Source organism: Sphingopyxis sp. (genome assembly GCF_016704835.1).
GTDB lineage: Bacteria > Pseudomonadota > Alphaproteobacteria > Sphingomonadales > Sphingomonadaceae > Sphingopyxis.
Genome location: NZ_JADIZJ010000021.1, coordinates 922,912 through 947,072 on the forward strand (window position 1 = coordinate 922,912; position 24,161 = coordinate 947,072).

Here is a 24,161-nt window from a genome sequence, read left to right on the forward strand (position 1 = left end):
CCAATCAGCACGCCGGTGCGCTTTTGCTTCATGGCAGCCGCGGTTTGTGAGGAGACGTTGAATCTGGAGTTTGTTCTGGAACGACGTCGATCAACCGGCCCCTGTTTCCGAAAATTCCGGCCAACTTGCTTCCGACGCCCGCCACGGCCACGTAGATTGCCGGGATCACCACCAACGTCAGCAAGGTCGATGTCGTCAGGCCACCGATGATGATGAAGCCCATGGGATTGCGCCACTCCGCTCCGTCTGATTGGGAAAGGGCGACCGGAATCATCCCGAAGACGGCAGCCATCGCGGTCATCAGTACCGGACGGAGACGTTCTGGCGCAGCCTGTAACATGGCTTCGTGTGCCCCACGTCCCTCTTCGCGCAACTGATTGGCACGGTCGATGAGGAGGATGCCGTTCTTCATGACGATACCCATCAGGGCCAGCAGACCGATCTGGGCAAAGAGACTCATTTGCTGCCCGGCCGCCCACATGGCAAAAAACGCCCCCGAAAAGGACAGCGGCGCGGTCAGCATGATCAGCAAAGGCTGAGCAAAGCGATCGAACTGGCTGGCGAGCACTATGTAGAGCGCGATCAAAGCGAGGACAAAGGCGGCTATGATTGCCGACGACGTGTCGCCCAGTCGGCGCGCCATGCCCTCTTTCTGGATAGTCATTCCGGCAGGCGGCGGGAAGTCCGCGACGATCTCGTCGGCGCGCGCGTCCGCATCGCCCAGCGCGGTTCCGGGTGGGAGATTGAGGATGATGGTGACCTGACGCGCACGGTTGAGCCGGTCGATCTGCGTAGGCCCGGATTCCACGCCGATGTCTGCGACTGAAGCCATGTCTGCCAGTGCCCCACTTGCGGAACGAACCGGTAATTGGCCAAGATCGAAAAGCGACTGGCGAAGGTCTTCCTCCATACGAACCCGCACATCGTAGCGCCTGCCACCTACCTCAAATGTCCCGGCCTCGACTCCGCCCAGCATGATCTGCGTGGCACTCGCGACTTCGCGCGCAGCAACGCCAAGATCGGTTGCTCGGGCCCGATCCAACCTCACCTGGACCTCGGGCCGGCCGCCCTCATATGTCGAGCGAATGTCGGTGAATAATGGATCGGCGCGGAACTGCTCTTCCAGCGTCGCGGCATATTGGGCGATCCGGTTGATGTCGCTGCCGCTGACCACCAGTTCTATCGGATTCATGGCGACCCCGCCGCCCGACACCCAAGGCACTTCGTTGATCGAAATTTCAACCGCCTCGGGAAAGGTTTTGGTGAGTGTCGTACGTGCGCGGTTCATGAGTTCGCCTTGCGATACGGACCGACCACGTTTGGGTGTCGTCTCGACGTAGAATTCGAGAAGATTTGTGCGCCCTCTTATGCCGGCGCCAGCCGTGATGAAGACCAGTTTGATCTGATCGTCTCTGCGCAGGGCCGCATCAGCGCGCAGAGCCGCATCGCGGGCAGTGGCGATGCCAGTGCCCAAAGGCAGCTTAACCGTTGCGAGATACTCGCTGCGGTCCGCTTCGCCAAGGAAGGTCGATGGGACCATTGAGGCAAAAATACCGCCAATCACCAGGCTCCCTGCCGCAGCAAGAATGACGAGCTTTGTGTGACTGAAAGTCCAGGCGACAAGCTCAGCGTAGCGTTCCGCCATGCGCCGATGAAAGTTTTCGATCCGCCCAAGCCAGCCGTGGTCACGATGTTCGAGCCGCATGAAACGCGATGCCAGCATCGGTGTGAGCGTAAGCGCAACGAGCAACGATACCGAGACCGAGAAGACAATGGTCAGCCCGTATTGGATCAGGAATTGTCCAACAATACCTTCCATCACCGAGATCGGGACGAATACCGCCAACGTAGCAAATGTGCCTGCCAGAACCGCAAGCGCCACTCGCCGGGTGGCAGAAGCGGCCGCCTCAGGCGGGCTCAGGCCGGCCTCGATGTCGCGCTCGACCGCCTCAACTACAACAATGGCGTCGTCGACCAGCAACCCGACGGCGACCGTCAGGGCAAGCATCGTCATGATATTGACGGTGAAATCGGCCACCCCAAAAATGAAGAAAGTCGCCATGATCGAGGTCGGGATCGCCAGTCCGACAATGACAGTCGCTCGCCAGGACAGCAGAAAGAAAAAGGTGATTCCGATAACGAGGATTACGGCCAATACCAGATCGAACAGTACGTCATCGATCGAGGATTCGATGAAGCGCGAGATGTCGCGGGCTACGACCAGACGCATGCCTTGTGGCGCGTTCTGCTGGAGCTCAGCGACTTCGGCCATGACGGCCTTGGCCACCTCGATGGTGTTGCGCCCGGATTGGCGCCGCACTTCGAGCGCAACACCGACGACGCCGTTGAGTTGTGCGTAGCTTCGTTCGTCGGTCACGGAATCCTCGACCCGGGCAATATCGTCGAGCCGGGTGCTGCGCCCGCCTTCGCGATGGGCGAGCATCATCTGCTTGAACTCTTCGGCGGTGCGGGCCTCGGCAAGCGTGCGCACACCGAATTCGCGTTGTCGCGCTTCGGTTTCCAACCGCCCGCCGGGCAATTGGGCGTTTTCGTTCCGGACCGACCTGAGGACATCGGGCGCGCTCAGGCCAACCGCCTTCAGCTTCGATGGATCGAGCCAGATTCGCATTTCCCGGTCGCGACCGCCAACCAGGGTGACCGAGCCGACTCCGGAGATGCGCTGCAGCCGTTCCTTGACTACTTCATCGGCAAAGCGAGTCAGTTCCGCGACGGGCTGCTCGCCGGCAATCATCACCGAAACGACAGGTGCCGCGTCAGGATCGAGCCGTTCAACTATGGGCGCATCCGCATCGTCAGGCAGATCGGCGACAATTCCGGAAATCTTGTCGCGCACCTCCTGCGCCTTCACATCGGGATCTTCATTGAGCTCAAACTCAATGTTGACCTGCGACAGCCCGTCCGCGCTGACCGACCGGAGCTGGCGGATCCCCGAAATCGAATTGACCGCCTCCTCGATCTTGTCTGTCACTTCGGTTTCGATGCTCGAGGGGGCAGCCCCCGGCTGCGTGGTCTGCACTGAAACATATGGGAATTCGATCTTCGGGAAGAGATCGACGCCCAGACCTCGAAAGGCCACGAATCCCATGACCACCAACGAGCTGATCATCATTGTGGCAAAGACCGGTCGCCGGATCGAAACGTCAACGAGCCACATTGTCTGAACCAGTTTTCGCGGGCACTGCCCGTCTTTCCTTCACCTTCATCCCGTCATGCAACATCGACGGGGGATTGAGTACGACCCGCTGCCCCGCATTGAGGCCCGACAGGATTTCCACCCGGTCGAAATCGATCGACCGGATGCGAACCGCGACCTTGCGGACGCTGCTATTGGCGACCGCGAAAGCGAAGGGCGCGGCGCTGTCTCCGGCGATGGCGCGGCGAGGCAAGATCAGCGCTGGTGTCGGCGGTGCCGAGATTTCGGCGCGCACCGAAAGTCCGGGCTTCACCTCATAAGTGGGATTGCGCAGCGGCAATCTGACCTCGACGGTCCGCGCCTGGGCATCCACTCGATCATTGATGACCGCTACGTAGCTTTCGAACGGCTTGGCGAAGCCCTCGATGAACAGGTGTGCGGGCTGGTTCCGCTGGACTTGCCCGAGCTTGTCTTGAGGAAAGCTGACGATCGCCGCGACGAAAGCGACTTCCTGAATTTCCAGAATTGACGATTGTCCACCCACTCCAAAGGTGCTGAGGTAGACACCCTCATCGACATTGCGGCTCGTCACCACGGCGTCGTAGGGCGCTCGCACAATGGTGTCATTGAGCGCTTGCTGTGCAGTCGCGGCCACGGCCTCGGCTTGAGAAACGCGAGCCTTGGCAACTGCGACCGCCGTCTCAGCTTCGTCGACGCGCGATAGCGATACGAAGCCGCGCGGCTTCAGCGCCTGAACCCTCTCATTGGTGCGTTCGGCCTGCTGCGCTTCTGCCCGGGCGAGCCTCACCGCGGCGAGAGCCTCGTTCAGCCTGCGCTGGTAGTCCGCCTGCCTCGTGCGAAACAGAGGTGCGCCCTTGGCGACTCTGTCTCCAACGCGGACGAAGATTCGATCGACAGGCCCCTGGACAAGCGCTCCGAGGTTGCTGCGCTGGAATGCCGCGATCGTTCCTCGCCCTTGAACCGGTTGGGACAAGTTCGACCGCTCGACGATCACTGTTTCGACTTCGGTTGCGCCTTGTCCCGAGGCGGCTGCGGTTTTTTCCGCATCACCAGATTGCGAGCCACAGCCGGCAAGGGAGAGAAGAAGCAGCGCGGCCACCGCCGCTTGACGTGGCAATCCTTTTTGTCTGGGATTGAGTTTAATGGCAGTGGGATGCATGGACGCTGCATAGACTGTAAGAGGGATTATCGTAAAGCGCTTTAATAATGCTTTGCGGGACCGTGATGGTGGCTCATAAGGCGCTTGCAAAATGAAGGCGGACGAAACCTTTCCCACTCCACTCGACGAACTCGCCTTCCTGCTGGAAGAAGTGCCGAGATCGTTGCGTCGAAAGTTCGACGAACGCACGCATGCGCATGGCCTCAGTCGCACCCAATGGCGTATCCTCGCTTACCTGCTGCGTGATCCCGGGATGTCGCAGACCGAATTGGCGCGGTGCCTCGAACTCGAACGCATGACGATTGGCCTTGCTCTGGACAAGATGGAGGAGAACGGTTTGGTCCAACGGATGCGCTCTTCAAAGGATCGGCGCTTGCAGCTTGTTCATGCCACGCCCAAGGCCCGGGATTTGCTGCCCAGGCTGCGTCTCGAAGCCGATGCAACATATACCGAATTGCTCCGGGATATGCCTGATGACCGCATCAACGAATTCCGTAAGACACTTGAAATGCTGGCAGCTAACCTTCGTCGATCATGACACGCTGTCCGTCGTCAGAACTCGGGCGCGCAGACGTCTTGGATCGGGAGGGAAGCTGCTGTCAGAATGGCTGGTGAACGGATGGCAGTTGTCGGTGAGTTCCATCCTCACTTCGAATGTTCGAGATAGGGGGGCGGGTCTGACACCCGAGTGGGCTTCGGCTCTGCAGAACCTCATTGCTCACAACTGGTAGGCAGCACGCAGCCTTGTGGCGACGTCGTCTCGCGTCATGTTCACCTTGAACTGCCTGGGGTCATAATCGGCCTCGGCCGTTGCCTGCTCCACAAACGACCGCATGTCGTCAGCGACGGAGCTGGGCAATTCATAACGGGCCTCCTGGCTCAGCAGCTGCAGCAGCCGTGCCACGTCATTGCGGTGCTTGCGGATGTTCTTCTCATCGACATTGCCTCCTTCTTCGCGCTGGCGGGTAAGATCGAGCCAAGCGCGTGCCTTGAACGGGATGATTGCCGCCTCGCCAAGCACGGGGATGCCGCCGACTTCGCGGACCATCGACTTGAGAAAATCGTAGTAGCTCTCATCAAGTAGGATTGCCGACAAGCTGGCGGCTGCCTTGTCGATTGGGAGCGGCGTCAGGTGGGCATCCTCCGAAAGCTTCAGTCCCTCGCGCGCGCGCGAGAACAGCTCGAGCATTGCGGGAAAATCCCCCGCCTTAGGCTTCTGGAAGCGGTACAGAACCTTCGCTCCCTCGCTGCGCTCCCTGACCTCGTAACCGCCTTCTTCGACAAAGGCCCAGAAACGCTCGGTGAAGGCGCTGTCCAGCGCTTCGACAACCAGGACGATGTCCAAATCCTTGGTAGCACGAAAGTCGAGGCCGACCTCGTCCATGATCAGTTCGCAGGCAGCCCCGCCGATCAACACGTATTGATGCTCGTGGCCCGCAAAGTGCGCCCGAAAGCGATCGACCCCGATCACCATTCAAATGGCTCCAATAATTCTTCCGCCGCTTGTGCAACGCGTTCGTCCGGACTCCCCCTGACGCTGAGGTACAGCGAGAGGGGGTCGATAACGCCATTCCTTGCGAGAATCCGCGGATCGTAGGTCCACGTCTGAACCTCGATGCGCTCGTCATCGAAGGCCGTGGCAGGCCTCAGCGTATCTGCCACTGCAAGGCTCTTCCAACTCGCCGCAAGAATGGCTCTTGTTTCGGTCCGGGGAGGGGCCAGCATGGTGTAGCGGGCAAGCGCACTTGTCCCGGCAAGCGGTCCGATCTTCTCCCCGTCCTGTGCGTAGACGACCCGAACCTTGCGAACCGGCGATTGGAGCTGCGCCTGAACAGCTTCCCATAGTTTTTGGCCACGAAGCAGCATGTGCAGACGGCGCTGCCGACCGACATGGTGAGCCTTTGCCAGCTGGAGCGCCTCTAGCTCATCCAGGGTCCGGCTGATGCTCATGATCGATACGCCGAGATCGTCCGCAAGTTCGGTGAGGTTTAGATCGCCCAGGCCGCGGCCCTGCATGATTGCAAGCAGCAGGAATTGCGTGGTGGGGCTGATCGACGCGGCGCTGGCAATCGCGAATGCCGGCGCGCGCTCCCGCAAATCCAGGAACGCCTCGGGGACATAAAGCTGCGCGCCCGATGCGATGAAGCCGATTTTGCGATCCACCATCTGACGGCGGATCGCGTTCGGGGCACGGTCGAGTAGCAAGAGCACCAGGTCGGCCCCGAGTTCGCGCTGAACCAGGTCGCGGTGCTTCAAATACTGCGCCGTGGCCCCTGATCCCGGCGGCAGGATCTCCTTGATGGCCATGAGCAGCAGCGTGCGGCCATTCAGCGAACCTTGCCAGATCGCGTAGCGGTCAATGATGAAATGAGGCAGATTGGTGGGTGCGACCGGCACGAGGCCAAGCCGCTCTCCGAACGTGTCATCGACATACGCTTCCGCAGCCTCGGCGAGCGCTTCCAACCGCGCTTCAGGGACTCGTTCTAACATCACAAGGCCTATCTAACATTACTACTGTTAAAAGTCTATTGTGATGTTAGATTGGCGGGCGCCATACAAAAAATAGCTCACGATACAGCGGCCCGGAACCCAAATTCTCCGCATGCAGGCCGGCGCAGTCGGTGCAGATGCGCCCTCCGCGTGAGGTATAAATCCGGCATTTATGCCTCACCGTCCGAACAAGCCGCATTGGCACACCGCGCCATTAGGCGTCCGACGTTGCCGTTCCAAGACCAGGGAAATCCTGAAACCGTGAGGGGAGGGGGGCTGGAAGGGGTTGAGCCGATGGGCTCGGCCATTCCGGTCTCAGGAGAACCATGATGAACGATATCCAGATGATCCCACTCGGCAAGCTGCGGCTTTCCGAAGCCAATGTCCGCAAGAACGACAGCAACCTCTTTATCGAGGAATTCGCCGCCAGCATCGAGGCCAAGGGCCTGCTGCAGAACCTGATCGTTGTCCCTGCCAAGAAAAAGGGGATGTTCGACGTTACAGCCGGTGGCCGCCGCCTGCGCGCGTTCAATTTTCTTCTCGCGGGCGGCAAGATCGACAAGGGTTACGAGGTGCCCTGCAGGGTGCTCGACATCGATGCCGCTGAGCAGTCCGAACTGTCGTTGATCGAGAACATCATTCGTCTCGACATGACCCCGACCGATGAAATCCGCGCCTACAAGCACTTCGTGGGCGAAGGCAGCGATCTCGACGCGATCGCAAAGCGCTTTGGCCGGACACGGCGGTTCATCGAGGGCCGTATGCGGCTCGCAGATTTGGCCGATCCGATCTTCACCGCGCTCGAGGAAGGCAAGATCACGCTGGACGTTGCCAAGGCCTACGCGACAAGCCCGAACCGTGAGCGCCAGATGCTGGTGTGGAACGAGCTGTCGAACAGCTGGCAGGGCAACCAGCCCGACTCCATTCGCCGCATGATCACCAACAGTGCGATCAAATCCAATTCGCCGATCGCCCGCCTCGCGACCGAGGCAGAATACCTCGCGGCTGGCGGCCGCATCGAACGCGACCTGTTCACCGACGACGCCAGCGAGACCTGGATCGATCCCGAGATCGCCCAGCGCATCGCGGGCGAGAAGCTGCAGACCTTCGCCGCTGATGTCGCTGCGGGTAGCGGCTACGCTTGGGTCCGTCCCGTCCTTGAAACCCGCGTGCCTTACAGCGCCAGCGAAGAACTCCACCAGGTTCACCTCGATCCAGCGCCGCTCTCGGACGAAGAACAGGCCCAGGCAGATCACTTGCTGGAAACCATCTCGGCGCTCGAAGCCGAAGGCGAGAATATCGACGAGGACGACGAAGTTGGCGCAACCGACTTCCAGGCACGTTGGGACGCCGCAACTGCAGCCTATGACGCGATCCACGACAAGCCGCCTGTGATACCGGACGAACTCAAGCCCAATGTCGGCTGTTTCATCACTATCAATGCCGATGGCACACCGGTGATCGACAGTGGCCTCTACAGCGACAAGCCGATGCAACGGCGCAAGGCGGCGGGTCCGGGCGGCGCGGAAGGCAATGGCGAACCAGTTGACGACAACAAGCCAAAACCGCTGTCGCAAAAGCTGGTCGACGAACTGGCGGTGCAGCGCCGCGATATCCTCGCGATCAATCTCGCTTCGAACCCGGCGATCGCGCTCGACTACATGATCTTCGCGATTGCCGATGCGGGCCATACGTACGGCGCGCAGGCGCATGGCACCACGATCCGGGCTCCTTCGCCTTCGCTCTATCTGGCAAACTACCCGGAATCCCCGGCGCACATGCTGATGGCCGATATGCGCGAAACGCTCGACACCAGCTGGACCGAACACGACCGCACCGTCGATCGCTTCACCGCCTTCAGCGCGCTCGACGACGATGCCAAGGCGAGCTGGCTCTCCTACTGCGCCGCGCGCAGTCTCGAAGCCAGCATGGGTGCGCCGCGCAAGCCCGGCCAGTCCGGCGCGGAACCCATCGATCTCCACGATCATCTGGCGAGCCTGATGGCGATCAACGCGGCAAGCCACTGGCGGCCGACCGCGGCCAATTACTTCGACCGGGTCAGCAAGCAGACGCTGCTCGCGCACATCAACGAAGTTGGCGGTCCGACCATGGCGGCGAGTTTCATGGGCTCGAAGAAGGGCGACCTCTCGGCCTCCTGCGAACGACTGTTCGCGGGCGAGACCATCGTGGCGCCTGAGGTCAAGGAAGCCGCGCTTGCATGGGTTCCCGATCATATGCGGTTCCGCGTCATCGCGACCGGGGAGGCTGCAAGGGAAGGTGGGGTCGAGCCGAAGAACGCGGCCGTGGTTGAAGTCTCTGACGAACCCTCCGGCGAAGGGGCTCCAGAGCATGTCGGCGAGGACGAACTGTCCAATGACGCCGTCGATGAGCCCGAATTGCTCGACGCCTGACCGCCTCGCCTGACTGCACCACCTGATTTTCCGGGCAAACTGGCCGCCGCGCATCCTGATTGTGATGCGCGGCGGCCCCCATTTACTCATTTGAAGGCTCCGCCCCCATGAATACCGCCACCAAATTGCGCGCCCGGGTCTCGCCCGAGGCGATCTCCAAAGTCACCCGCATTTTCAACGGATCGCTCGACGATATTTTCAACGAACTGCTGCAGAACGCCCGCCGTGCTGGCGCGAGCATGGTCGCCATTTCGGCGCTGCATCTCGAAGATGCTTGCGTGATTACCGTCAGCGATGACGGGGCGGGGATCGACGATCCGGCCAATCTCGTTTCGCTTGGCCAGTCGGACTGGTCGGATGAGTGTCGTGCCCGCGAGGACCCTGCCGGGATGGGCTTTTTCAGTTTGGCCGGGCGCGACACTGTCGTCAGTTCGGCCAGCGCCACAGCGTCGTTCTCGCTGGCGATTACCGGACCGGCCTGGACGGGTGAGGCCGACATCGATGTCCTGCCCTGGCAGGGTCCGCGCGGAACAACGATCTCCTTCACCTTCGACGCCATCAGGGATGGGCACCTCGACCGAGCAGTCAAAGCCGCTGCGTTGCATTTTCCGCTGCAGGTGACCTACAACGACGAGCCACTGCCGCGCGTTGATTTTCTCAAAGGCGCGCATGCCGTCCTCGAGCGCGAAGGCTACCGCATCGGGGTCTACAAAAACGTCAATCTCGATCATGTGCCCACGATCAATTTTCACGGGCTGACGCTCAGGCACAAGCTGCCGAGCATCAAGGAAGTCCACCACACGCTATGGCGCGTAAAGGTCGATATCATCGACGCGCCCGAGCTCGTTCTTGTCCTTCCGGCCCGCAAGGAAATCTACCGCAACCCCGCGCTCGATCGGCTCATGGAGATTGCCACCGATGCGATTTACTCTGCGATCAGCAAAGAACCGTTCCATCGCCTTGCCCACAAGGACTGGCTTGCCGCGCGGCTTGCCGGTTGCGGGCTACCCGAAGCAGCAAGGCAATTACCCTCCTGGCAAGGACACTGCGCGCGCGACAGTTACCATGAAATCGCGCCCTATGCCGAAATTGATCCGACGGCAGCCATTTATGATGACGGAGACGCCTGCGATTCCGTGACTTTCGGCCGTGCCATCGCATTCTCGCACGGCGATGACCGCTCCATCGATTCCAACCGGCTCATTGCGCCCGCCGACATCACCTTCTTCGCGGCCGTGCCGCAGTATCAGGGCTACAGTTGGTACGTTGCGCTGTCCTGCTACGCCCAGACTGGCGTTACCCATCGTCAGCACGACGGATCCGAGACAGCTTGCGAGACTGATGCGGTGACCTTCCGGCCCGATGTCATCACGATCGAATTGACCGATCAGCATGACAAGCGCCTCAATCTGCTGTCCGATTTTGCAATCCAGGAAGGCGAGAACTGCTGGTCTGACGCCGACGAGGCGCGGATCGCCTTGACCCGCACCGCCAGTATCGATCCCGGCGATCTCACCGAACTGATCATCGATGCCATCTTTTCGCCATCGGACGATTCCGACGCCGACAGCTACGATACGCAGGAAACCCGGTTCCGCCATGACGCAGCGGTGCGCGCCCATGCCATTCTCGAAGGCGAGGACGCGGCCATCATCGCGGGCATCCGGATGGCGTTCGCCGACCGCGTTGCCTGGCGCATCCCGCACGGGCGTACGCTTCAGCTCAGCTGGTCCCACGAGAATACCAGCCTTGAACTTGGCCCCGCGAAAGATGCGAAGCCCCAATGACGGGCGCGCCTGAACCTGACGCCGCCCAGGTCGCAGCCGTGGTTGGTATCCCACACTTCGGGGAGCAACTGCCATGAAGTTCAACTACCAACTGACCGGCACGATCGACGTGACCGAGGGCTCGCGGCTCAATGCCACCGGGACCGCGATCATCCTGCCCGACGGCAAGACTCTCAGGCTCTGGGAAGCATGGGAAAGTCATCCCGCCGATGAAGACGACCATACCGACCTGTCATACGCGGACCTTGTCCGTATCGGCATTCATTACGACACGCTGTCGACGGCGTTCGAGGAAACTTGAGGCGGGCGAATGGACCGGCATGCCTGCCGAAACGCCGAGAGTGGAAGAGGGGGTGGGGGTTCGGGTGACGGTTTGAAGGTGCGGGAGCGGCCTGCACCGGCCGCCCTCGGAGATTTCCCATGAGCCGCACCCGGCCAGTGATAGCGCGCCCCGACGTCGCCCAGACCATTACCGACCTGATCCTCGAGAAGATCGAGCAGGGCACAGCCCCCTGGCTCAAACCCTGGTCGGCGTCCAGCACCAGGCCGCTGCGACATCAGGGCATCCCCTATACCGGGATCAACAGCTTCTTCCTGTGGGCCGTCGCCGATACCACGGGCTACACCAGCCCTTTCTGGATGACGTACCGGCAGGCCAGCGAGCTTGGCGGTCAGGTCCGCAAAGGCGAAAGCGGCTCGTTCAGCGTCTACTACAACACGGCGCGCAAGTCCGACACTGACCAGCTCACCGGGGAAACCACCGAAAAGACGATCCGCTTCATGAAGTGGAACCACGTCTTCAACGCTTCGCAAATCGATGGCCTGCCCACCCACTATTATCCCGAGCCGCCCGATCCTCGGGCGATCGGCGAACTCTCCGCCAATGTCCGCGCGTTTCTCGACGCCATCCCCATCAAGGTGGTCCACGGCGGCAGCAGTGCGCATTACACCCCAAGCACCGACACGGTCACGTTGCCGGATCCCCATGCGTTCCATTCGATCGAGGCGTATTTCTCGACGAGGTGCCATGAGCTGACCCACGCCACGGGCCATGGCTCGCGTCTCGATCGTCAGTTCGGCAAGCGCTTCGGGGACGACGCATACGCGGCGGAGGAGCTGCTCGCCGGGCTGGCGCAGTCGATTCTGTGCGCCGAATACGGGCTGCCGAATGAACTCCACGACAGCCACGCTTCCTACATTCACCATTGGGCCAAAATTCTGCGCGCCGACAAAACCGCGATCCTTCACGCTGCGGCCAAGGCCGAACAGGCGGTCAAGTGGCTACGCCAGTTCGATCCGGCGCTCATCGAGTCGGTGCGCGAGGCGGCCTGAACACGAGCGTACCCGCTGACGCGGATTCCGAGGGTGAGGGGAGGGGGGACGAAGGGCTGCGCCCAAGTGCGTCAAGGAGCCAGCCGCCATGAACTATGACCTCGATTTTCGCTATCGCCGTGCCCTCCAACCAGACGCGCTGTGCACGATCGCTACCGCCACCCAGGCCGTGGTTGATGCGATGCAGGATGCACGCAATGCAGGCGTTGATGCTGCGCGCGACCCGGCAACCATCCTCCTCGCCCGGCATGTCGGGCGCATCGCACTCGGCAATCCGGCCGATGCCACATATGAGGAAGATCTGCCCTTGCGCCGGCAGTGCCTCACCCGGATCGACGAACTGAAGTCCAAGCCCGCGCTTGTCGCACTGGCCCGCCGCGGGATCAGCTATGACCCGGAAGCCAAACGTGCCTTCCACCGCGAAGCCCGTTCGGCGCTGCGCATCGCCGCCCGCCATCTGGGGCTGGATCATGATCAATATGACCTCCGCAACAACATGGCAGGCCCAGCCGTCTCCGGTGAAATCACCCTCCACGCCGACGAGATATACATCCAGGTCACGACCTCTTCGTTCGGACACGGCCGTGAGGTCATGTTCCGCCGTTGCAAAGGTCGCCAGGATTACCGGGGCGAGCACAACAACTTCTGCGATATCGCCGTCCTCGTCGATCCCGTCCGCTTCACAGCGCTCGTCACCCGGGAAACGGGCCTTGCGATTACGCGCCGACAACCTGAACTCGTATAGGAGAACCCTCATGGGCTGGCTCTCGATGACCCGATCCGGCATGGCGACCTTTGCCACGCCCAAGGCTTACCTCGACAACCAATGCACTTATACGCCGGACCCGGAGAAGGGCCGGGACAAGGGCCTTCGCGTGCTCAAGTCGACCGTTCGCTCGAACGCATATTACGCCGCCTGCCAGAGCTACACGGCCGACGGCCCGGAACAGACATTCGCGATCATCTGCCTGATCAAATGGAATCCCGCCGCTCGCGATGGCTACCTCTTCGCCTACAAGGACCAGGACGAAATGATGGGCCCCTACAAATACGATTGCCCGGCTTCGATCCTCGATCTTCTGGGGCCACCCGGCAACGACTACGCGGCGCAGTGGCGCGAGCAATGCCGCCAGCGTCTCGCGCTCACCACGCGGCGCAAACCCGCCCCCGGCGATACTCTGGTCCTGCCCGAGGCGCTGACGTTCACCGATGGCCAAGCCGAACGCAGCTTCCGGGTCGTGCAAGCGGGCAAAAAGGTAAGCTTGCGCCGGGCCAGCGACGGCGTCGGGGTGCGCATATCCTCACTGATGACGCGCGCGTGGACGATCGTTCCTGCGCCGCTTGCGCCCCATGCCACATGACAGCGGACATCAGAGCAAGACCATGACAGACCCAGTCTCTCCCAAGCGTTCCGCCAAGCGTGCCAAGCTGTGCAGCATCGAGAACGCCAACCGCGTCGCGACGCAGGTGGCCGACCGCATCCTCAGCGACACCGCGGTGGTCAAGACTGGCAATCCGCTTCAGCCCTTCCGGGTCGTGCTGGCCAGCAACGCGCCGCAGGGGCGCACGGTCTCGCGGGTGGTCACCTGCAATGATGATGAGCCCTGATCGGCTGCCTATCGCCTTTCCCGTCGCATCTGCCTAATCTTCGGGCATGTGCAATCTTTAACCGCTGGGCAGGGACATGACGCCCGATCAGGCAATCCCCCCGACAAACCCGACCCTATCACCCTGATCGGGCATGGCGAGATGACACTTGCCGGATAGCGCGAGACGGCGACCTTAGCTTGTCCGAACGCTCACGACGACGTGCTCAATCGCGCCAATCGTACTTCGCCGCAGGATTGGCCTGCGCCTGAGAAATCACGTTTTTGACGGCCTTCCTGCAGTTTTCCGGCAGCTTATCGAGGTCGGAGGCGATCCGCTTGATGTAAGTCTCACCGTTGTGTTGCTTGGCCACTCGCCGCAAGATCTTGGCCACTTCGTTGGTGCGGCACGCGGTCAGGGCGAGGTCGTGGGGCGGCCACGTCGATGACATAAAGGCGTCGACGAGCTCACGCCGTGCCGCCTTGCATCGATCCCAGTCTAGAAAAGGTATGAACTTGAAGATTTCGGGAACGTCGTCAGACTTCGCTAACTCACGATGCATAGGAGGGAACGCCGCTGCGATCATCAGCGATACGGGCTGGTTGCGCGAACGCAGCAGCGTCGGCAAGAGGTAGCCTGCAGCCGCCAAGAGAGCCTTTGGCGCGACCTTCTCAGCGTCGAACATGAAGGCTGCGCAGGCCTCGACCGCCTCCTTGTTCAGATCGAAGCCGCGACGATCCCGCAGGATCTGAGCTACCTCCGCGATCGACCAGATCAACCGAAGCCTCGCCGGATGTGTTGCTTTCCCAAAGGCAACCATGTTCCGGCTGGCAATCACCGCATCGACGTTCTTCTCCAAGCCGATTCGGGCAGCCCACGCGCCATCAAGTTGGTCTCCCACTGTGCTGAGCATCGATGCTAGGAACGCAACCTCGCCATCGCCGAAGCGGCAGCCGAGGCAACGGTTGAGAGCATGCTTTGCAAGTTTCACCTTTGTGTCGTCGGCCAGCCCATCGAGTACGCGCGGCAGGATTGTGACAAACCTCGCGATCGGAAGAACATCGCCGGACACGGCACGTAGCAGCAGATCGGGAGCCCGCGTCGCCAGCATGTCGATCGCGCGCTCCCCTACCTGCTGGTCAATGAGTATAGCAGCGAACTGACGGTCGTCGGCTTGACGCAGCAGATCGAGCAGCATCGCAGTTACTGCTGCCAGATCGAGCGCATCGCTGTCCGCGAGCCAACGCGCATCTTCGACGCCGGGAATTAGTGTCCGCGTAATCATGACATCGCGACGTGCAGTGGGTGAAAGCGATACAAGCGCCGCCCGCACATCCATTCTTGAAGAGGCGAAAAGCGCTTTGTCCAAAACCAATCCGGAGAGCTGTTCCGCACCAAAGTCGTTGACCTCACCAAGGTGCCGTAATTCCATCACCAACTGCGACCCGTCCAGCCGGTCGAGCAGAGGTTCGGCGGCGGGAATCTGCCAATCCTCTGTCAAAAACGGCAACAATACCCGGCAAATCACATCGAGAGTGGCAGAATCCAGCTGCGGGAGGACCAGTTCGAGGCGTTCGACTAGTGGGCGGTCATCGGCAATACGCCCGATCAGAGACCCACCTTGGGCCAGCAGCCGCCCCAGCACCGCAGGATCAGCTTCGAGCAGCGCTCGCTGCGAACGGTCCGTGAACGTGTTTCCAATGCCCGACGCAATCCTCGGCAGCAGGTCGGCGGCTACACCGCGCGGATCCTCCTGTGAAAGAAGCGCCACGGCGCCCTCCGGCGCACGCGCAGCGAGCTGCTCGACCGCCTCGGCGACCGCAGCTAGGCCCCTGGGCATCGACCGTCCCTGAAGCTTCCGGGCGATGGCGCCGAGGAAGCTCCATGCCTCAACCTCGGGGAAAGTCACGGAAGCCTGGTGCGCAGCATCCGCAATCGACGGCTCGACCGCTTCAAGGGCGAGAGAGTCACGGACTTTGCCGGAGTTGGCTATGTCCAATAGCCCAAGCGCCGCCGTCGGCGTGGTGTGCAGCTTCGCGACCAATTCGTCCCAAAGCAGTGCGATGCGAAACGCGGCTGCGTTATCGATGTCCTGATCGCCTCCGCCAACCAATCCAATCTCGTTGGCGGAGAGCAACTTCGGAAAGGGTTGGTCGAAAACTCGGGACACGATCGTATCGGTCCACCGATGCCGACCACCCTGAATCGAGCGGCCATCCACACGGCGACCGTTCCAATCCGCGAACTTCGCCCGCGCATCCTTCGGCGCGAACACTAGGTCGAAATCGCGGCCCGCGACCTTGCGGGGTGACAGCGCGAATGTCGATAACGCAAATTGCCGGCGAAGCGAAGGCCACAGTGCGGTAAGCAGGCGCGTGGCGATAAGATCGGGAGCGACTGCATCAAGAACGACAACCGGTCTCGACTCTTCGAGGAAAAGCGCTTCCAGCAGCTCACTACCAACAAACCCTGGTACGGGCGGAAGAGGCTCCGGCGACGTCGTCTGCACAACGACCCGGGTCGCGTCGCTGGCGTCAGGAAGCCGATCGATGTCTACCAGTTCGAGATAGGCCGACAGCCCCTCAGCCTCTGCCCAGCCCTTCATGGGAATGATCAGACTCAAGGTCCGCACGCATCCGGCGCGGGCGACCGTCAGGTCCTGCCATGTCCGCGCCAGCACGAAGCTTTCGCCACTCGGGAGTGGATAGGCCGTCAGATAGGATTCAAACCTTTCACGTGGACGTAGCGGCCCTGCGACATCAGACAGCCGATCAATGACCGACTGGTCCTCCTTTGGAAGCTGCGCAGATGCGGCGAGGAGCTGATGCCCTTGCCGGTATCCATGGACTTGACGCTCGACGATGATCACGGTCAGCTACCGACCGCCCACGCAATTGGCAGAGTCAGATCTGGATCCTTGTGCCAGATGCCCTCGTCATCCTGCACGGCTACCCATCCCCGACCGTCCAATCCATTCTCCTGCACATCGTCTCGGCAATTCTCGTCGGCCTTTAGATCACCGCCGACCACGCTGAGGCCAAAGACCCGCAGATCGATCCCCTCAATGTCATCTAGGCGACCCGCGAGCAGCGGATACTCGCGTTCGAGCCAAGCTTTCGGTCCCATCACGAATTTCTCTTGATCGATGATGTCCCAGGCACTGACCACGATGGAGACACGAGGCGGCTGGCCGTCCGGGCGTTTCGATAGCGAGGTCTCAAGGAATCGAAGCAGCTCGCACAGCATGACTTGGGTTGGGAGCCCCTGATCTTCGGCATTGCCAAGCTTGGCGAGATGCTGCTTCGAAGTCACCCAGTTCAAAGGGCGGATGTCAGCTTCCGAGTTGACGCGGACGAATAGCAATGCCCCGTTGGCCGAACGCATTTCCTCCATCAGCGATGTCGAGACTTCGCCATGCTCGGCTGCGTTCAGCCATAATTCCCCTGAGATGTCGGGAATCACAATCGTCGTTTGTTCTCCACCCTTTTCGGCCGCCACGACCACCTCGAAGTCGCGCCGGTCGTCAGCGTGCTCGGATCGCGGCGCGAAGTTGCCGGAATACAAGTGATCGGCGACATCGAGGACGAAGCGGATGTCCTCGGGCTGCACGGCCGCATGCAATCGGCCGGTTCCGGCGTCGAGCGCAGGCCAAACGCGCCCGACGAAGTTAGTCTTGCCGGAGTCGGGACCGCCAAGAAGCACGATCGAGCGGTTCACCGATCCCTCCTGTACCCAATGTATGAGCGAGAGCCCTCCACAGGGTCAGAGGAGGGCCAGAATTCCATGGCAGGCAGGTCGCTGGTAGTGGAGGCCGCGATAAGTTCGTCGAGGCCGAAGCCAGCTTTCACCTGCTCGTCGTTATCGGAGAACGGCGCAACCGCCAGGACGGTTGCTGCCACGTCGCGCTTCGCCAACTCCGCCGTGAGGCGGGTCGTGACGGCGGCCGACAGCTCACCGGAATCGCGATGAGTGATCACGAGCATCAGCTTCGGTATTTCACCGCTGAAAAGCGTCCCAAGCCGACCAGCAAGCTGGCCTACCCGCGATATGACGCCCTGCCGACGCTCTTTATTCTCAAGCGCGCGACCGTCTAGCACGACCCAGATCACCTCGGCGGCTCTTAGAAATTCAAAGCGATCGGTCCGCGAGGTGCTGACCAACTCCGTAGTCCATTCCCCTGGTAGGTCGGGCAGAGCCAGATCGACCCTCCGGCCGTCCGAATCTCGGACTAGGCGCAAATGCAGGAACCCGGGCCGCCGTTCGTCGGACAGTTCAGTGTGAACAGTCATTTGCTCGGGCGGGTTCCCCGCATTCCACTCACGCGAGCCGCGCGCGATGTCCTCGAAAGCCATTAGGCTCTTGCTGTCGGCGAATTTCCATCCTGCCAGTTCAGCGTTCGAGATCATCAGGTATAGGCTGGCAAGGCAGGCAGTCTTGCCCGACTCCGGATCGCCAAGGATACCGATTACTGTCACGTAGCGCGAGGCCATCATCTTGGAGATTGCGTCGGGACCGAGAATTCGACTCGAAGGGAATGAGGAGGTGCCAGTCGGCCGTTCGAGCACGGGTGAGCCTATAGCTGACAAAGTAGTTGGGTCGGACGGATCGACTACATCGACCGAAACACCAGTGGTCACTGCCGCCGCCTTGCCGATCCGGTTCTCGCAGGTGACCGGATCACGCTCCAGTGCACACACACCAGTCTCTCCGACCGCACAACCATCGAAACTGCAAGCGGAGCTCACAGCTTCATGATCCCTTGATCGCACATACGATTCAGACCTGCCTCAAGCAGGGCACGGCCAGCCCATGTAGATGCCTTTCGCTTCTCGCCGGATCCTGTAGCATCGACTTTGCCTGTGGTGAGGGCGTGGAGGAGCGGAAATACGGACGAGTGATCGGCAACGCGACTCGCGTTGAAGGAGGCTGCAAGCAAGGTCCGGTCTTCGCCGATCACCCCTATCAACTCCTTCAGATCGAGCTCGGGGTCCTTTTCGACTGTGCGGAGCACGAGATCGTGGTGCAGGTCGGCGGGAAGCCGGCGCAGGTGGCTTGCTGCTTCGATACCGGAGGCGACGAGGCGCAACGGCTCGGCCATCGCGCCGATTGGGCGCTTAAGCAGCCGACTGCGATTCAACAGCACCCACCACAGGAAGTCTAACTCTTCTCGATCAAGTGTAGCGTTACGGCGGAGCGCCTCAATGGTGCCCCCAGTAGCCTTCTTGAACGTCGTGGTAGGATTGCCTTCCTGAGCAATCGTAACGGTCAAGTCGCCCATGTCTGGAACCACACTTCGTTCACGCACCTTGTTCGCAGCCGAACGGCTACGCTGCTGCGCAAGATCAAGCACCTCGCGACGCAACTTCTCGCGCTTCTCCTCTGTCACCGGCGGCTGGAAAGCCAATGCCGACCATACGGCGTTCGAATAGACATCTGCGGTGGTCCACCCGCTCGTGCTCGGCGCTGTGCGAAGAATGGATACGATTGCGAGACCGGCACATACGCCGACATCAAGCGGGCTCTCCTCGTATAGAAAGGCGGATGCGTGTTTCTGCAATCCCTCCTGCACTTCCATACCAAGGTTCTCATTGGGCTGGCCGTCACCCCCCAGTGACTGTGCGATCATCTCCGCCTTGCAGAGGATCTCGCCGATGTTGCTAATCTTGCCCCACACGCCCGAAAGCTCGCCTATAGTTGTCCGCCGCGCATCGACGTCCTCGTTCGTCGGCGTGAGCGAAGTAATCCTCATGTGTACTGGAAGGTTGTCCATTACGCGTCCCTCTCGTCTCGTTCGCCTATCAGCCTGTCGATCATCAAAATCAAATCGGGGAGTCTGCCTTCCCGGGCGAGCCAGTCAAATAGCCTGCGCTCCAAGCCCTGGTTGATCCGCTCGTTAGACTCGGCCGGGATGGCATCGAGTTCGACGAGGATCTTCAGCCGCTCGTTTTCGTAGAGGTCGCGAAAGAATCGCAGCAGGGCGAGTTCGTAGCCTTCGGCATCCGGCGGCATTGGCGGTGTCTCCTCTGCACTGGTCTCAAAGCCTTCGGCGGGGACCAACTCGACGACCGGTTCAGCCGCAGAATCATCCTCAACGACATCCGCTATCTGCCCCGGACGGACTGGAACCTGACCGATCTTCTTGAAGTTCGGCGAACCTAGCGTGAAACGCGGCTTCTTCCCGCCCAGCCGCTTGTTATCCGGCTCGAAACAGGTCTTCACTGGGTTCCACGTGCGCGGGTGCATTGTGACGACGAGATTGTCCGTGCCCTCGTCCCAGTCGAATTCTATGACGTTGTAGGTGTAGGTGAAGATGTCATTCGACCTGAACGGGACAGCGGCGCCGGCTGCGAGCATCATGAGATCGCAGCCCTCCTCGACCTCCTCGACCTCGACTTTCGGATCGTGCTCGTGGCCGGAGATCAACACCCGCGCCCGGCTGCGCACATACTGACGCACATCAACAGCATCCTTGTACCAGTTCAGCGGATGATGGACGAGGACGACGTTTTCCTCACCTGCGTGCCGGGGGATAACGAATTGACGTTCGCCCATCACCAGCTCCGGCTGGTCGTCGCGCTCTTCGCCATGGCAAAGTAGCGAGGAATTGAGCCGGATGAACCTGATCCAGCGGTCCCGCCCTACTTCAATGCGAAGGTTAGTCGCGTATTTCGCTTCCTCATCGAGTCCGCAATTGTAGCCAATGCAGAACCGGCCGTAATCCTCGAACCTGGAGAAGAGCGTCGCGCGGTCATTCTCGTTTGCGATGACCTTTTCGTATTCCGCCGGACCTCCCGCCCGGATGAACTCGAGGAGTTTACTTCCGCCTATAGATAGCTTGTCCCGATCGAGGTCGTGATTGCCGGGGACCATCTGAACCCGATGTATGGGGCACCCAATCCCTTCAGCGAGTGCATCCAGCCATTTGCCGGCGGCTTCGTATTGTTCGGCCTTGCCCGAAAACGCGACGTCGCCCGTTACGAGGATTCCTTGCGCCGCGCCGGATGGCGAACCGGCGATCACCTCCGCAGCGTCCGCAACCAACTCCTTCTTCACATCGTCATGGATGTGAACGACATGGTCGCGTTCCTGCCCGAAGTGAATGTCAGATACGTGGACGAAGATGGCCGACATTAACCCCCCAATTCGCAATCAATGTGCGACAGGAACGGATGTAGGTGCTCGCAGAGAGTATTTCTATCGGAAATGCCAAATATCAATGACGAACGGTACGGTTTATCTGAGGCTAAAGGCGTTTGTGGACGAAGCCTGTTTGTCTTTCGCGCGCGGCAGCAGGTCGGAGAACGTTGCGACACTCACCTTCAGTATGAACCAGGTCCCCGATCAACGAACCATGAGCGGCCAAGCTCAAAATCCGCATCGGGTGACACTAGCGGCCCGTCGGGGGCCTCGCTCACGTAGGGCGATACCAAATCCCTGCGGTGAACGCGTAACCGGCTCAGCCAGGCAGCCGTGCGGCCACGCGCCTTGAGGATGGCCAGCAGCCAATCCATCGCTTCCGCCATTTCGCCGACGCCTCGCCCGGCGAGGCAGTAATAAATCGCCCGCTGAAAATCGTCGCAAGCCGTGCTCAGGATTGTTGCAAGCCGCGCGCGTCCGCCATCCGCGCCTTCGTGGACCAGGGACACTGCCTCGCGCAGTTCGCGCACAGATAGCCAGGCATCGTCGATACCAACCCCGATGCACAGCGCGGCAATCGCGCGTCTGACTGCGTCACACGACACATCGCGCAGCACGGTGTCGAGATCGAACCCGCCCAGAACGTCATCCAACTTCATCGCAATTCCTTTCGAGTTCGGAACGTAGCGTGAACGCTCTGACCCCGTCAATTGGGGAAGGGAGGGGAGGGGGGATGAACCGGTGATCAATTGAAGGAGCCTGCCCATGACCACCAGCGTCGCCCCCGTCGCCCCGTCGCCCGAAGCCCAAGAGACCACGAGGACCGCCGAAGTTGCCCGGCTCAACGACGCTGCCCGGTCCGGCACATTGGCAAATTCCCGGACGGTGCTCACCCGTGCGCTCGCCGACCTGCTGGCAGGGGGCTCGGACGATCCCGCGATCCGCCAGGTCAGGCTGTTCCAGGGCCAGTGCGCCATGCGTCGGTTGATCAACGAGACCCCGATCGATCCTGGCAACGATCCACACGGAGAGCGGGACTTCGGGGTGGTGACGTATCTTGAGCGCAAGATCTTCTGGAAGGTCGATGTCTACGAGAACGATGGAACCTATTCATGGGGCGCCGAGACGCCCTGGGACGCCAAGACGAGCTTCCGTGTCGTCACCATTATGCTCGCGACCGACTACTGAGCCATGTCGCGCTTTTCATTGCGGCCGCTCGCCCATCACACCGACCTGTTCGAGATCGCGCTGGGCTGGGACCCGGGCCTCGGCACCTATTTCGTGACGGTGTTTGGTACGCCCGACCGCGACCGCGAGCCCGACATCCGGCTGTGGCGCGGGACCAGTCCGCGCGAGATCGGCGCGCCGTGCGAGATCATCGCCATAGCTTCTGCCTATGCGGAAATTCCGGATGGCCTCGCGCGCCAACTCGAGATCGACCGGCTCGCCTGTCCCCACAATCCGGACCGACCGGCAAGCAAGCTGCTCGAAGAACTCCTCGGGCGCTCCCGTTCAGCCCCTGGCTGAACCGCACGCCGCCCACCGGCGCTGTCCGCTCCCGGGCACCGATCTCGTTTGCCCGGTTCCATCCAACAAGGGATCACCACCCATGTCCAACTGCTACACGCACTCCTGCTTTGTCTTGCATATCACCGCCGACGAATGCGGCCTGCTGCGCGAGGCCGTCGCGCTGGCGCAATTCGTCGAAGATCAACCCGACGCTGAAACCATCATCCAGCGCTGGCTTGGCTTGTCTGAGGCGTTTCGGATGATCTTCCCGCCTACCGGCGAGGAAGTGATATCGGGGTTCCTCGCCATCTTCCCCGACTGCGACTTCCCGACCTTTGGCACCGACTTTGCCTTCGATGAGCAGGATGACGGATCGGTCCGGGTGTTCGCCACCGCCGACCAGTTCGAGCCTGACGCGGTTGCCGCCCTGCTGCACCGCACGATCACGCAGTCGCTCCCGGTAGCGGCGACCTGGTCTTACGACAGCGATCGTCATCAGCCGGATGCCTTCGGCGGCGGCGGGTTTATGATCGATGCCGCCGGCATCCACTGGATCGAGACCAGCAAGGTCCACGATACAGTCCACTTCGCCCCCAAACTGGTCATCGCCACGCGTGATCCCGAAGAGGGTCTGCTGTTCTGGAACAGTAAAGACGGGTTTGGAACGCTCGATACTGCCGACGTCTTCACCGAGAACCAGGCGCTGAGCACCGATCTGCCAATTGCGGGCGACCAGCCCGAATGGCTCGCGCTGCCTGCATGTCTGCCCGCCTGAAACACGCTGACGAATGTCCCCGATGGAGGGTGCCAGAGAAGGACTGCGGGCAGGGCCCGCAGCTCGGCCTGACGGCCGGGAGGGAAGGGGGGGGGGGGAATGAGTGATCGGACAAGGGGTTCGGTCGCATTCAATCCAACATTCAGTCCTACCAGGAGAACGTCCATGAACATCGGTGAAATCAAGAAGAACGCCAGCGGCCAGCTGATCGGCACTGTCGAAACGTTGACGATGACGCGCACCATCGGCCTGCGGCCGGTCAGCTCCAGCAACGCCCGCGCGCCCAAGTACGAAATCGTCGCGCTCAACGATCAGCGCCGCTGGGTTGCCGTCGGCGCTCTGTTCGAACTCGCCTCGAACTCGACCGGCGAGATCTTCTACCAGGGCAAGATCGACGATCCGTCGATGTCGCAGCCGCTCTATATCGCCGCCTTCCCGCGCGAGGACGGCACGATGGCCATCGCCTGGCAGCGTCCGCGCCGCCGCAACAGCCAGCTGGGTTCGAGCGAATACGGCGATGGCGACATGTTCACCGGCGGCGAGGCAGCCGATGCCGGTGAGGCCAGTGACGGGCATAACGGCGATGGCCTCGGCGACAGCACCGCTACGCCGCCGGGCAAGCGCGGCCGCGCCAATGCCAAGGACGGCGCCGAACACGAAGGCGCGCTGCCGCCGCTCGTCGACGCCTGAGTCCATCCCGCACCTCCGACCGAACGGGGACCCAATCGCGGGTCCCCGTTCCCACGCAATGGCCGCAGGCTCGCCCCACTTGCGGCCTGAGGCGGAACGCCGGCCATCC

General features: G+C 61.3%; 22 protein-coding genes. 12 read left to right on the forward strand and 10 right to left on the reverse strand.

Translation table 11 applies throughout. The features are described from left to right. Positions 1-28 precede the first annotated feature (28 nt). Positions 29-3,175, reverse strand: a complete 3,147-nt coding sequence (locus tag IPF76_RS19620) for an efflux RND transporter permease subunit (RefSeq protein WP_082739430.1) — start codon at positions 3,173-3,175, stop codon at positions 29-31. Further along, positions 3,162-4,334: an efflux RND transporter periplasmic adaptor subunit gene (locus IPF76_RS19625; RefSeq protein WP_082739431.1), complete on the reverse strand. Its 1,173-nt coding sequence runs from the start codon at positions 4,332-4,334 to the stop codon at positions 3,162-3,164. Before IPF76_RS19625 ends, IPF76_RS19620 begins: the two co-directional genes overlap by 14 nt. A gap of 91 nt (positions 4,335-4,425) precedes the next feature. Here IPF76_RS19625 and IPF76_RS19630 point away from each other — a divergent pair, with 91 nt between their 5' ends. Then, the gene (locus IPF76_RS19630; RefSeq protein ID WP_066213771.1) at positions 4,426-4,872 is read left to right on the forward strand and encodes a MarR family transcriptional regulator; all 447 of its coding nucleotides are present in this window, start codon (positions 4,426-4,428) and stop codon (positions 4,870-4,872) included. A 180-nt stretch (positions 4,873-5,052) separates the two neighbouring features. Here the strand turns inward: IPF76_RS19630 and IPF76_RS19635 are convergent, their stop codons facing one another. Both IPF76_RS19635 and IPF76_RS19640 read right to left on the reverse strand, forming a co-directional pair. Further along, the gene (locus IPF76_RS19635) at positions 5,053-5,808 is read right to left on the reverse strand and encodes a hypothetical protein (RefSeq protein WP_066213774.1); all 756 of its coding nucleotides are present in this window, start codon (positions 5,806-5,808) and stop codon (positions 5,053-5,055) included. Then, positions 5,802-6,797 (reverse strand): hypothetical protein, encoded by a 996-nt coding sequence (locus IPF76_RS19640; protein ID WP_292949485.1) that lies wholly within the window; start codon positions 6,795-6,797, stop codon positions 5,802-5,804. The genes IPF76_RS19635 and IPF76_RS19640 overlap by 7 nt, the downstream gene beginning before the upstream one ends. Before the next feature lie 353 nt (positions 6,798-7,150). Between IPF76_RS19640 and IPF76_RS19645 the strand changes: the two genes are divergently transcribed. The 7 genes from IPF76_RS19645 (at position 7,151) to IPF76_RS19675 (ending at position 13,962) form a co-directional block, all read left to right on the forward strand. Beyond that, positions 7,151-9,235: a ParB/RepB/Spo0J family partition protein gene (locus tag IPF76_RS19645; protein ID WP_231729299.1), complete on the forward strand. Its 2,085-nt coding sequence runs from the start codon at positions 7,151-7,153 to the stop codon at positions 9,233-9,235. Between the two features lie 107 nt (positions 9,236-9,342). After that, a complete protein-coding gene (locus IPF76_RS19650; protein WP_293847337.1) occupies positions 9,343-11,022 on the forward strand; it encodes an ATP-binding protein in 1,680 nt (559 codons plus the stop codon). 73 nt (positions 11,023-11,095) lie between these two features. Continuing rightward, positions 11,096-11,323: a hypothetical protein gene (locus tag IPF76_RS19655; RefSeq protein ID WP_066213784.1), complete on the forward strand. Its 228-nt coding sequence runs from the start codon at positions 11,096-11,098 to the stop codon at positions 11,321-11,323. Positions 11,324-11,442: 119 nt separating this feature from the next. Continuing rightward, positions 11,443-12,354, forward strand: coding sequence for a zincin-like metallopeptidase domain-containing protein (locus IPF76_RS19660; protein WP_066213788.1), 912 nt, complete (start codon positions 11,443-11,445; stop codon positions 12,352-12,354). A gap of 88 nt (positions 12,355-12,442) precedes the next feature. After that, positions 12,443-13,099 (forward strand): hypothetical protein, encoded by a 657-nt coding sequence (locus IPF76_RS19665; RefSeq protein ID WP_066213793.1) that lies wholly within the window; start codon positions 12,443-12,445, stop codon positions 13,097-13,099. Between the two features lie 10 nt (positions 13,100-13,109). Beyond that, positions 13,110-13,715 (forward strand): hypothetical protein, encoded by a 606-nt coding sequence (locus tag IPF76_RS19670; RefSeq protein ID WP_231729300.1) that lies wholly within the window; start codon positions 13,110-13,112, stop codon positions 13,713-13,715. A gap of 22 nt (positions 13,716-13,737) precedes the next feature. Then, positions 13,738-13,962: a hypothetical protein gene (locus IPF76_RS19675; protein WP_066213821.1), complete on the forward strand. Its 225-nt coding sequence runs from the start codon at positions 13,738-13,740 to the stop codon at positions 13,960-13,962. 205 nt (positions 13,963-14,167) lie between these two features. Here the strand turns inward: IPF76_RS19675 and IPF76_RS19680 are convergent, their stop codons facing one another. The 6 genes from IPF76_RS19680 to IPF76_RS19705 form a co-directional block, all read right to left on the reverse strand. Continuing rightward, positions 14,168-16,810 carry a hypothetical protein gene (locus IPF76_RS19680; RefSeq protein ID WP_066213797.1) on the reverse strand — a complete coding sequence of 881 codons (2,643 nt, stop codon included), beginning with the start codon at positions 16,808-16,810 and terminating at the stop codon, positions 14,168-14,170. Between the two features lie 2 nt (positions 16,811-16,812). Then, on the reverse strand, positions 16,813-17,658 hold the full coding sequence (locus tag IPF76_RS19685; protein ID WP_066213802.1) for a hypothetical protein: 846 nt from the start codon (positions 17,656-17,658) through the stop codon (positions 16,813-16,815). Further along, a complete protein-coding gene (locus IPF76_RS19690; protein ID WP_293847340.1) occupies positions 17,655-18,578 on the reverse strand; it encodes a hypothetical protein in 924 nt (307 codons plus the stop codon). Before IPF76_RS19690 ends, IPF76_RS19685 begins: the two co-directional genes overlap by 4 nt. A gap of 104 nt (positions 18,579-18,682) precedes the next feature. Further along, on the reverse strand, positions 18,683-19,711 hold the full coding sequence (locus IPF76_RS19695) for a GTPase-associated system all-helical protein GASH (protein ID WP_066213807.1): 1,029 nt from the start codon (positions 19,709-19,711) through the stop codon (positions 18,683-18,685). Continuing rightward, entirely contained in the window at positions 19,711-21,072 is a 1,362-nt protein-coding gene (locus IPF76_RS19700; protein WP_066213810.1) for a metallophosphoesterase, read from the reverse strand. The genes IPF76_RS19695 and IPF76_RS19700 overlap by 1 nt, the downstream gene beginning before the upstream one ends. 188 nt (positions 21,073-21,260) lie before the next feature. Then, positions 21,261-21,737 (reverse strand): hypothetical protein, encoded by a 477-nt coding sequence (locus tag IPF76_RS19705; RefSeq protein WP_066213812.1) that lies wholly within the window; start codon positions 21,735-21,737, stop codon positions 21,261-21,263. Between the two features lie 106 nt (positions 21,738-21,843). On the opposite strand from IPF76_RS19705, the gene IPF76_RS19710 reads away from it, so the two are divergent. The 4 genes from IPF76_RS19710 to IPF76_RS19725 all read left to right on the forward strand — a co-directional run bounded on the left by IPF76_RS19710 (position 21,844) and on the right by IPF76_RS19725 (position 24,052). Continuing rightward, a complete protein-coding gene (locus IPF76_RS19710) occupies positions 21,844-22,266 on the forward strand; it encodes a DUF3768 domain-containing protein (RefSeq protein WP_066213815.1) in 423 nt (140 codons plus the stop codon). Between the two features lie 18 nt (positions 22,267-22,284). Beyond that, the gene (locus IPF76_RS19715) at positions 22,285-22,605 is read left to right on the forward strand and encodes a hypothetical protein (protein ID WP_293847344.1); all 321 of its coding nucleotides are present in this window, start codon (positions 22,285-22,287) and stop codon (positions 22,603-22,605) included. Between the two features lie 82 nt (positions 22,606-22,687). Continuing rightward, complete coding sequence (locus IPF76_RS19720; protein ID WP_156445383.1) at positions 22,688-23,362, forward strand: hypothetical protein; 675 nt, start codon at positions 22,688-22,690, stop codon at positions 23,360-23,362. 165 nt (positions 23,363-23,527) lie between these two features. After that, positions 23,528-24,052 carry a DUF736 domain-containing protein gene (locus tag IPF76_RS19725; RefSeq protein ID WP_066213464.1) on the forward strand — a complete coding sequence of 175 codons (525 nt, stop codon included), beginning with the start codon at positions 23,528-23,530 and terminating at the stop codon, positions 24,050-24,052. The last annotated feature ends 109 nt before the right edge of the window (positions 24,053-24,161 follow it).

Coding starts and splice junctions, on each gene's coding strand:
- IPF76_RS19620 (WP_082739430.1), bottom strand. CDS start 3,175: ATGTGGCTCGTTGACGTTTCGATCCGGCGACCGGTCTTTGCCACAATG.
- IPF76_RS19625 (WP_082739431.1), bottom strand. CDS start 4,334: ATGCATCCCACTGCCATTAAACTCAATCCCAGACAAAAAGGATTGCCA.
- IPF76_RS19630 (WP_066213771.1), top strand. CDS start 4,426: ATGAAGGCGGACGAAACCTTTCCCACTCCACTCGACGAACTCGCCTTC.
- IPF76_RS19635 (WP_066213774.1), bottom strand. CDS start 5,808: ATGGTGATCGGGGTCGATCGCTTTCGGGCGCACTTTGCGGGCCACGAG.
- IPF76_RS19645 (WP_231729299.1), top strand. CDS start 7,151: ATGATGAACGATATCCAGATGATCCCACTCGGCAAGCTGCGGCTTTCC.
- IPF76_RS19650 (WP_293847337.1), top strand. CDS start 9,343: ATGAATACCGCCACCAAATTGCGCGCCCGGGTCTCGCCCGAGGCGATC.
- IPF76_RS19655 (WP_066213784.1), top strand. CDS start 11,096: ATGAAGTTCAACTACCAACTGACCGGCACGATCGACGTGACCGAGGGC.
- IPF76_RS19660 (WP_066213788.1), top strand. CDS start 11,443: ATGAGCCGCACCCGGCCAGTGATAGCGCGCCCCGACGTCGCCCAGACC.
- IPF76_RS19665 (WP_066213793.1), top strand. CDS start 12,443: ATGAACTATGACCTCGATTTTCGCTATCGCCGTGCCCTCCAACCAGAC.
- IPF76_RS19670 (WP_231729300.1), top strand. CDS start 13,110: ATGGGCTGGCTCTCGATGACCCGATCCGGCATGGCGACCTTTGCCACG.
- IPF76_RS19675 (WP_066213821.1), top strand. CDS start 13,738: ATGACAGACCCAGTCTCTCCCAAGCGTTCCGCCAAGCGTGCCAAGCTG.
- IPF76_RS19695 (WP_066213807.1), bottom strand. CDS start 19,711: ATGGACAACCTTCCAGTACACATGAGGATTACTTCGCTCACGCCGACG.
- IPF76_RS19700 (WP_066213810.1), bottom strand. CDS start 21,072: ATGTCGGCCATCTTCGTCCACGTATCTGACATTCACTTCGGGCAGGAA.
- IPF76_RS19705 (WP_066213812.1), bottom strand. CDS start 21,737: ATGAAGTTGGATGACGTTCTGGGCGGGTTCGATCTCGACACCGTGCTG.
- IPF76_RS19710 (WP_066213815.1), top strand. CDS start 21,844: ATGACCACCAGCGTCGCCCCCGTCGCCCCGTCGCCCGAAGCCCAAGAG.
- IPF76_RS19720 (WP_156445383.1), top strand. CDS start 22,688: ATGTCCAACTGCTACACGCACTCCTGCTTTGTCTTGCATATCACCGCC.
- IPF76_RS19725 (WP_066213464.1), top strand. CDS start 23,528: ATGAACATCGGTGAAATCAAGAAGAACGCCAGCGGCCAGCTGATCGGC.